Annotated in this window: 1 protein-coding gene; it reads left to right on the plus strand. The window is 48.6% G+C overall.

What is annotated here, in order from left to right; all coding sequences use genetic code 11:
- A partial coding sequence (locus R7Q46_RS28475) for a 3'-5' exonuclease (RefSeq protein WP_318078482.1) occupies positions 1 to 599 on the plus strand: 599 nt, incomplete at both ends.

Genomic DNA, 599 nt, shown 5'->3' on the forward strand with positions numbered 1-599 from the left:
TTGTATCGTGGTAACCATCAATCGCGTTTGATTGAAAAATCACTGATGCAAAACCGCGTACCCTACAAACTGTCTGGCGGTACGTCGTTTTTCGCGCGTGCCGAAATCAAAGACATCATGGCGTATCTTCGAGTGTTGGTGAACCCTGACGATGACAACGCATTTCTGCGCATTGTGAACACGCCGCGACGCGAAATTGGCCCGGTAACGTTAGAAAAATTGGGCAGTTACGCCAATATGCGCGGCAAAAGCCTATTTGAAGCAAGCTTTGAAATGGGATTAGAACAACACCTATCGGGGCGTGGTCTCGAAAATCTGCGTCGCTTTACACAATGGTTGGTGGCGATTGCCGATCAAGCTGAGCGAGGCAACACAGTAGAACCTGTTCGTTCCTTGGTTCGTGACATTCATTACGAAGATTGGCTGTACGAAACCTCAGCCAGCCCGAAAGCCGCTGAAATGCGCATGAAGAACGTTTCGGATCTCTACTCTTGGATTGTGGCTGACTTAGAAGGTGACAATTACGACCAAGAAGAGAAAACGCTGAAAGAAGTGGTTCAACGTTTGACCTTGCGTGACATGATGGAACGCGGCGAAGA

This window comes from Vibrio sp. 811 (assembly GCF_033339195.1).